The sequence below is a fragment of the Argonema antarcticum A004/B2 genome (genome assembly GCF_023333585.1).
Lineage (GTDB): Bacteria > Cyanobacteriota > Cyanobacteriia > Cyanobacteriales > Aerosakkonemataceae > Argonema > Argonema antarcticum.
Genome location: NZ_JAIQZN010000028.1, coordinates 66561 through 74275, shown reverse-complemented (window position 1 = coordinate 74275; position 7715 = coordinate 66561). Strand labels below are relative to the sequence as shown.

Genomic DNA, 7715 nt, shown 5'->3' with positions numbered 1-7715 from the left:
TAGTCATTATTTTATTAATAGGACAACTAGCGGTGTCATGGAGGGAATTAATAATAGAATAAAATTAATTATTCGGCAAAGCTATGGTTTTAAGAGCTTTCAATCTTTACGAGAGAAGCTATTAGCTTGCTTATTTAAATAAGTTTCACTTATCACCATAGGTACGGGAGAGCCATTAGAGTTTTCTATTTTACGCGCAATAGCCAATGCCTGCTCGTAGTATTCAATTGTTTTGACAGTTTTATTTAATTGCCAATGGTAATTTGCGATAGAATTCAGACTCCGAAACTGTTGGGAGATATCCCCAATATACCGCGCAATACTCAATATCTGTTCATCATATTCAATCGCATTAGCAAAGTCATGTGAAATACGATAAAATTGGCTCATAGAGATTAGAATATACATCTGTTCTTGGGAGTTTCCAAAGTTTCGCGCAATGGCTAAACTCTGCTCGTAATACTCGATCGCCTTAGTTTCGTTAGTCGAGTTTAAGGTATTTCCTAGAGACATCAAAGCCCTCAACTCTTCTTGAGTGTCTCTAATATGCCGCGCAATGGCTAAACTCTGCTCGTAATACTCGATCGCCTTAGTTTTGTTAGTCGAGTTTAAGGTATTTCCTAGAGACATTAAATAGCAAGCACCTAAGTTTTGCAGACTCCGTATCTCCTCTTTGGTATCCCCAATATTTCGTACAATAATTAAACGTTGCTGATAATACTCAACAGCCTTAGCATAGTTGCCCGAACAACTGTAAGCACCGCCTAACTTGTTGAGAGCATTACCTTCCCCAGTGAGATCGCCTATCTGACGAGTGATGCTCAACCACTCCTGGTAGTAATCAATCGCCTGAGTATAGTTATGCAAGGACTTGTAAGAATCACCCAACCAGCTCAGAGCCTTCCCCGCTTCAGCGAAATTGTCAATTTTTAGTGGAATATTTAAAGACTGCTGGAGGCACTCAATTGCCTGAGCATAGTTACGTAGAGAATTGTAAGAACAACCCAGCCAGTATAAAGCCTTCCTCTCTCCATCACGATCATCAATTTCACGCGCGATCGCTAACCACCTCTGGTGGCACTCTATTGCCTGAGTATAGTTACGTAGGGAATTGTAAGAACAACCCAGCCAGTATAAAGCCTTCCTCTCTCCATCACGATCGCCAATTTCACGAGCGATCGCCAACCACTGCTGGTGGTACTCAATTGCCTGAGTATAATCGCCCAGGTAATAGTAAGAAGTACCCAGCCAGTACAGAGTATTACTTTCCCCAGTGCGATCGCTAATCTCAGAGACGATCGTCAACCACTGCTGGTGGTACTCAATTGCCTGAGTATAGTTACGTAGGGAATTGTAAGAACAACCCAGCCAGTATAAAGCCTCCCTCTCTCCATCACGATCATCAATTTCACGCGCGATCGCTAACCACCTCTGGTGGCACTCAATTGCCTGAGTATAGTTACGTAGGGAATTGTAAGAACAACCCAGCCAGTACAGAGTATTACTTTCCTCAGTGCGATCGCCAATCTCAGAGACGATCGTCAACCACTGCTGGTGGTACTCAATTGCCTGAGTATAGTCATGCAGGTAATAATAACAACAACCTAGATAGCCCAGAACTGAATCTTCTTCAGGTTGATCGCCAACTTCTCGTAAGATAGCTAAACTTTGCTGGAAGTACTCAATCGCCTGGGTATAATCGCCCAGGTAATAGTAAGAAGTACCCAGGTAGTAAAGAACATGACTTTCCCCAGTGCGATCGCCAAGTGTTCTAGCAACCGATAGGTACTCCTCGAATGTTTTAAGTGCTTCTTGTAATCCAAACTTACTTAATTCCTCAAAACCTTTTTCAAACAGTTCTTCAGCCTTAATTTTTAATTGGTCAAATCCCCCCTTTTTCCAAACGTCTTCCGAAACTCGTTGCAGATGACCGATAACTGAAGCCAACTCACTTTCAGCGTCTATTTGGGTCAAGTGAGTTCCAGAATTGTTGAGTATTGAAGCTTTAAAAGACTCGTGAATAATTTCAACAGATATTTCTGTCATCTTATTCAACATCCGAATTACTTGGGTACGAACTTCAAACAGATCCATCCCTAAATTTTCTAGAACAAAAGCTCCAATACCCTCCTGTTCTTGAATCAGCCCCATAAGCAAATGTTCTGCGCTAATATAGTCGTGACCTAGCTGCTGGGCGTTTTCCAGTGACAATTCAAACACCCGCTTGGCACGAGGCGTAAAAGGGATTTTTGCCATTGTGAAGGAACCATAGCCTCTGCAAATAATCTTTTCAACTTCAATACGAGCATCTTTGAAGTTGACCCCCATTGATTTAAGTACTTTGGCAGCAATGCTATTTTCTTGTCCTATTAAACCCAGGAGAATTTGTTCGGTTCCGACGCAGTTAAGACCCATCTCATCTGCTGTCTCTTGAGCTAAGAAGATGACTTTAATAGCTCTTTCTGTGAAGCCTTCAAACATGGTGTTTTTCCTCCAAGCAGTTACTAAGCCATTGGCTCTGAAATCATCTCATCTAAGCGAACCAAGGGATGCTGCAACAAAGCCGCCCAATCAGCATTCAGCGTGGCAACCCCTGTTACCAATCCAGCTAGCTCAGTTATAGCCTCATACCACAGTCCATTTTCGGCATAAATCAGAGTGCGTTCTTGCACTGTTGCATTCTCTAACCGAATCAATAGCTGAGAGCGAAATTCCGCAAGTTCAGTAAAAGTCTCGTACCATAAACCCTGTTGCGCTAACAAAAGAATGCGCTGTCGTGGTGTTGCATTCTCTAACTGACTTTCCATCTCCGAGGGTAGTGCTATTCGTTCAATCCAACCATCGCGGACGACTTTATCCCAGAAGAGAAACCAATGGTACTTCTTACCAATTTCCAAAGGCGGTGCAGTTTCCGGGAGACGAAAACTAACTAGCCCAGCTTCTTGAGTCAGCCTAAAAGTTGTTCGGTAGACCACCATTTGTTGCTCATCCCGTAGCACCATTTCAAAGGGAATAGAAGATGGAGGTAGAATCGGCACGTCAAGCCAAAATGTCGGATATGCGGCAGCAGTAAAACCAAAATTAGTGACAGGAACAACAGCCAAGAAGTTATATGCAATGCGATTGTTTGCATCGCCTCGATTGCCCGGTGCACCTCGCAGCGGTGGGGCGTATTTCAGTACCTCTGGTAATAAAGGCGGAAGCATAAAAAGCGGTTGACCGTTGTGAGAACAATTTTGAATCAACGATCGCCACACTAATGATGCTAGGGTCTCTAATAATTTTTCTTTTAATTCTGCTGAACGAATCTTCTCCTGCAATCGGTCAAAAGAAATGGGTTGACCGACTTCAGCTATCTGACAGATCAGTTCTATTTCTAAGTCAGAAAGTCGCTCAAACTGTCGCGAGAACGCTTGTTGAATTCGACCTAAAAATATGGTGTTTTGCTTGAGAAATTCAGAAGCCTTACCCCCAAACAAATCTAGAATTGTAGTTGACACCGTTCTTAACGCTTCGGGGTGACCGCCGTAGCGTTCGCTGAGGATTTCCCATTCGGTTTCTTCAACTAATCCCTTGTGTTTAAGAATTTCTTTGGCGGCGGCTACTTCTAAACCTGCCAGTTTTAAACAGCGCACCGGGCTTTTTTCACCTGCCAAGGAAACAATTTCTCCTGGTTTTTCCCAACTTATCAGCACCAAACAGCTTTGATGTAAGGATGTTCCTATCTGTTGAAAGAGGCTACCGTATTCTTGATAACCCTCTCGGTATTCTCTTCCCGCTAGCCCTGTTGTACTCAAAAGCGTCTCCACATCATCGAGGATCATCAGACAACGATGCGATCGCAAATACTCCAACAACCGAGAGATGCCGCTGTTCACGCTTAGGTCAGTTTCTTGCCTACCACAGAAAAAATCAATCAGTTCGGCCAGGAGTTGAGTCAGCGGTGGAGAATGATTGAGACTTCGCCAGATTACATAGTCAAACTCATCCTGAATCTGGTGGCCTAACTTTGTCCCCAGAAAGGTTTTACCAATTCCGCTCAAGCCCAGCAACGCCACCACTAGGCATCGTTCTTCTACAATCCATTGCTTTAGAGTAGCCAGTTCCTTAGTGCGACCGTAGAAAACTGAGACATCAGGCGCTCTATCCCAATCTTTACGAGGGTTACGGATTACTTTCGGCGGTTGACTGTAACGTTCCAGGGATGCTTTGAAATTGGCTTTAGAGACGCTTTCTCCCAAGGCTGCTGATAGCAGTTCCCATAGCTTAGCACCAGTATTCCTGACGTGCTGAGAATCATAGTCGTGTTTTTGGGCAATTTCGTCATAGGTCTGATTTGACCAAGCGCCCTGGATGATAGCGCTTTCGAGATTGTTCAGGTGTTTGTTTGTATGACGAAAAAACACCCTATCTGCAATTTCTAAGGCTTCTTCAGCGTTCATTAGTCAGTAGGATATGCAATTAATCACGGGTCTCTAGTATAACCTGACATTTTCTGATGTCCTTTTCCTGTGTCACCTGACAGTTTCTGACTAAATTAGCTATTGAAGTCGTGACTTTATAGTACAGACAATCCCTTGGTGGCTTGGCAAGATTATTAGTAAGGCTCAGGTGCTTCAGTTTGAGCTTACCGATACAAGAACTTACGTAGGCAATCCCTGCACCTCGCGGGAATTGTCCTCTTGTAAGAACGAATCGGTCTTTTCGCTAAGCAATAATAAGGAAAAAACCTCATGTGCCAAGACAAAACTTCTCAAGACCCATGCCATTGCTGTCCCGAAATCTTTTTGGTGGAATCACCAATTATTATCCACAATGACAACGAGTTAAGGTTTATAAAAGTTAAACAAAGGGGAGTTTCAGTTGATGTTCAGCGTCCTGACGAAACTCTTGTTCTCAATATACTCGTCCACGATGATAGAACGCAAACTATTACTGTCTACGATGACAATGTTTTACCTTTTATTGAGCTAAGCAATCAGGTACGTTTAGTCCAACGTCCTGACGGTACACCCGTCATCATTACTCTGTCCCAACAGGACACCAAACTTAAAGCTCACCTTGAAACTGCTTACCAGGTTTCCATCCCGACAGGACGGGCAAAAAAAATGCAGCCTGTTACTGTTGGAGTTGGGTTTTAGTCGCCGAACTAACTGTCTGACTTAGTTTTGGGATATTTACACATTGCTGAATATTCAGTAATGTGAAGAATTGTAAAAGATCTAAGTCTGTCGCGAAAAGTATGAATTTGGAACCGATATAGCGCGTAGCGCATACGTTAGGACAATTCTTGAAGGCAGCATCCTTTATTGTCTATTTTGAAATTATATCACTGTCCTAACTATAGCGCGTAGCGCTATATCTCAAATAGATGCGATCGCATAAATGCGGAGATTAGCGCGTTCCTCCCTGATGAATGCGATCGCTCTTTATTGAGATTAGCTCATTTCCGCAAGCCTTTCTGGTTGACAGAACAATGTACCAAAATAAAACCTTTCTAGAGCCATGTTCCTGCTGGCCCACAATTACCCTTATCGATCTCAACAAGATTTGGAGCGGCATTTTATTTTTGACGCTCTTATTCTTGATCGTCCTGCCGCTGTTTTGGCTCACCCTTCTTGCTGATGAATAGAAGCGATCGCTAAGCGATCCGATCGCCTCCCTAATATTAACTTTTGTAACAATTTCCAGCCGTCGCGAAAAACTTGAATTTTGGCAGATATCTCAATTAGATGCGAGCGATCTTTGGAGCCATTGGTGCATTTCTCTCCTCATGAATGCGATCGATCTTTGGAAAGATTAGCTCATTTTCACAAACATGAATTGTTTCTATATGCTCTTGAAGAATTACAAGGAGAATTTTTCATGTCTTACTTACAAAAATCCAAAATTATGTTGATGGCATCTGCCATTGTGGGTTTTGCCTCTAGTCCCAGCCTCGCTGCCACCATAAATTTTGATGACCTCAGTGGAGCAATGACTTTTTTTTCAGGTAATCCAGTTCCTCCAGAGGCGCGTATATCAGATCAGTTCTTGGGGACATCAGGCGTTCTCTTTGGCTCAGATAGTTCTGGGGTAGCACTTGTTAATCTAGGATTCGGTCATGCGGTGAGTGGAAGTAATGGAATTGGAGCGATCAAAAACGACCTATTAAGCTATTCAGATCCAATTTTTGCCAGTTTTTTTCTGCCGTCCAACCCTTCTGTTAAGGCAGTTACTAACTTTGTCTCTATCACACCAGACAGGTGGCCCGATCCTACGAAATCTCTATTAATTGAAGCATTTGGAATTGACGGGAATTTGTTAGGGAGTTTTTCAGCATTAGACCCATCACCTCTAAGCATTTCTGTCGAAGGAATTCATTCTGTCAAAATTACCGGGAATGGTTCCGCCGCCTTCGACAATTTCACCTTTAATGATGTCGCTCCTGGTGTATCTGAATCTGTGCCTGAACCTACTTCTACGTTGAGTTTATTGGCGTTAGGTGCATTTGGTGTCAGTTCGTGGCTGAAACGCAAACAGCAATTATCTGGTGGAAGTTTCAACTGATTAATATAAAAGCGCGATCGCATCCTCAATAGAGGCACAGATTTTGCGATCGTCTTGACTCAGTTTATTTAGGATATCGCTCCTCTGTAAGAACATTTGTAACAACTTCGATTTGCTGCGAAAAAGTTAAATTTTAGCAGATATCTCAATTAGAGGCGATCGCTAACAGGTTAGGCAACTTCACATCTTCCACTTTAAAAGCTGTAGTTTTTCCAGCTTAGGGTGTGCCTGCGAACTCTGTAGGTTATTCTGAAAAATTACAAGGAGTATTCTCCATGTCTCATACACAAACATCGCTGAAGTGTAAACAGCCACAGAAAGCTAGTCTGCTTAAAGCACTATCTTAACTACCAATAATTTGCGATCGCCTTTTCCTTAAAATATCAACAAAAATTTACTAACAGTGTTCGATTCAGGGATTAATTATGCTGACTTACTCGCCAGCTTCATCAACCGTTTTTGCCTCATCGCCTTTCCCATTATTTATAACACCTCACCCCTCTACTAGATCCAAATTTAAGCGGTGTTTGGATATCGCAGGTAGTATTGTAGGACTACTGATTTTAGCAATTTTGTTTATCCCAATTGCCATTGCCATCAAGCTAGATAGCCCTGGTTCTATATTCTACAAACAAAAGCGCTGCGGACTTAGAGGACGTTTCTTTACTCTTTACAAATTCCGCACGATGATTAAGAATGCCGATGTACTGAAATCTCAGATTAAAAACGAAGCCAAAGGAGCAATCTTTAAGAGTGAGAATGACTCCCGCATCACGCGAGTAGGTCGTTTTTTGCGCCGCACCAGTCTGGATGAACTACCGCAGTTTTGGAACGTCTTGCTGGCAGAGATGAGTTTGGTTGGTACTCGTCCGCCAAGCTTCGATGAAGTCTTCTACTACAACAAACGTCATTGGCGCAGGTTAAATGTTAAACCGGGTATAACAGGGGAGTGGCAGGTTAATGGTCGTTCTAGTGTTAAGAATTTTGAAGACATAGTTACTTTAGACCTGCGTTACCAACGGCGGTGGAGTCCTTGGTATGACATTTGGTTAATTTTCAAGACTATTTGGGTGGTAATTGCCGGACAAGGAGCGTATTAATCCGAACATCGCTTGTATCGACTGTATAAATAAAAACTTTACTTGTAGGGACGCACAATTCTCCGT

Annotated in this window: 6 protein-coding genes; 4 read left to right on the top strand and 2 right to left on the bottom strand. The window is 42.7% G+C overall.

The window, feature by feature from the left end:
- On the top strand, positions 1-142 hold a 142-nt coding region (locus tag LAY57_RS14395), incomplete at its 5' end, for a transposase (protein WP_249067470.1).
- On the opposite strand, the gene LAY57_RS14390 is transcribed toward LAY57_RS14395, so the two are convergent.
- Together LAY57_RS14390 and LAY57_RS14385 are read right to left on the bottom strand one after the other, a co-directional pair.
- Positions 100-2481: a tetratricopeptide repeat protein gene (locus LAY57_RS14390; protein ID WP_249067467.1), complete on the bottom strand. Its 2382-nt coding sequence runs from the start codon at positions 2479-2481 to the stop codon at positions 100-102. The two genes, LAY57_RS14395 and LAY57_RS14390, sit on opposite strands and share 43 nt — an antisense overlap.
- A 23-nt stretch (positions 2482-2504) precedes the next feature.
- On the bottom strand, positions 2505-4442 hold the full coding sequence (locus tag LAY57_RS14385; RefSeq protein WP_249067466.1) for a DUF928 domain-containing protein: 1938 nt from the start codon (positions 4440-4442) through the stop codon (positions 2505-2507).
- A gap of 291 nt (positions 4443-4733) precedes the next feature.
- Between LAY57_RS14385 and LAY57_RS14380 the strand changes: the two genes are divergently transcribed.
- The 3 genes from LAY57_RS14380 (at position 4734) to LAY57_RS14370 (ending at position 7649) form a co-directional block, all read left to right on the top strand.
- On the top strand, positions 4734-5141 hold the full coding sequence (locus LAY57_RS14380) for a hypothetical protein (RefSeq protein ID WP_249067465.1): 408 nt from the start codon (positions 4734-4736) through the stop codon (positions 5139-5141).
- A 571-nt stretch (positions 5142-5712) separates the two neighbouring features.
- Positions 5713-6549, top strand: a complete 837-nt coding sequence (locus tag LAY57_RS14375) for a PEP-CTERM sorting domain-containing protein (RefSeq protein ID WP_249067464.1) — start codon at positions 5713-5715, stop codon at positions 6547-6549.
- A gap of 425 nt (positions 6550-6974) precedes the next feature.
- Positions 6975-7649 carry a sugar transferase gene (locus LAY57_RS14370; protein ID WP_338022416.1) on the top strand — a complete coding sequence of 225 codons (675 nt, stop codon included), beginning with the start codon at positions 6975-6977 and terminating at the stop codon, positions 7647-7649.
- Positions 7650-7715 lie beyond the last annotated feature (66 nt).

Bases quoted from the DNA above. Each gene is read 5' to 3' on its own strand.
- LAY57_RS14385 (WP_249067466.1), bottom strand. From the start codon at position 4,442: ATGAACGCTGAAGAAGCCTTAGAAATTGCAGATAGGGTGTTTTTTCGT.
- LAY57_RS14390 (WP_249067467.1), bottom strand. From the start codon at position 2,481: ATGTTTGAAGGCTTCACAGAAAGAGCTATTAAAGTCATCTTCTTAGCT.
- LAY57_RS14370 (WP_338022416.1), top strand. From the start codon at position 6,975: ATGCTGACTTACTCGCCAGCTTCATCAACCGTTTTTGCCTCATCGCCT.
- LAY57_RS14380 (WP_249067465.1), top strand. From the start codon at position 4,734: ATGTGCCAAGACAAAACTTCTCAAGACCCATGCCATTGCTGTCCCGAA.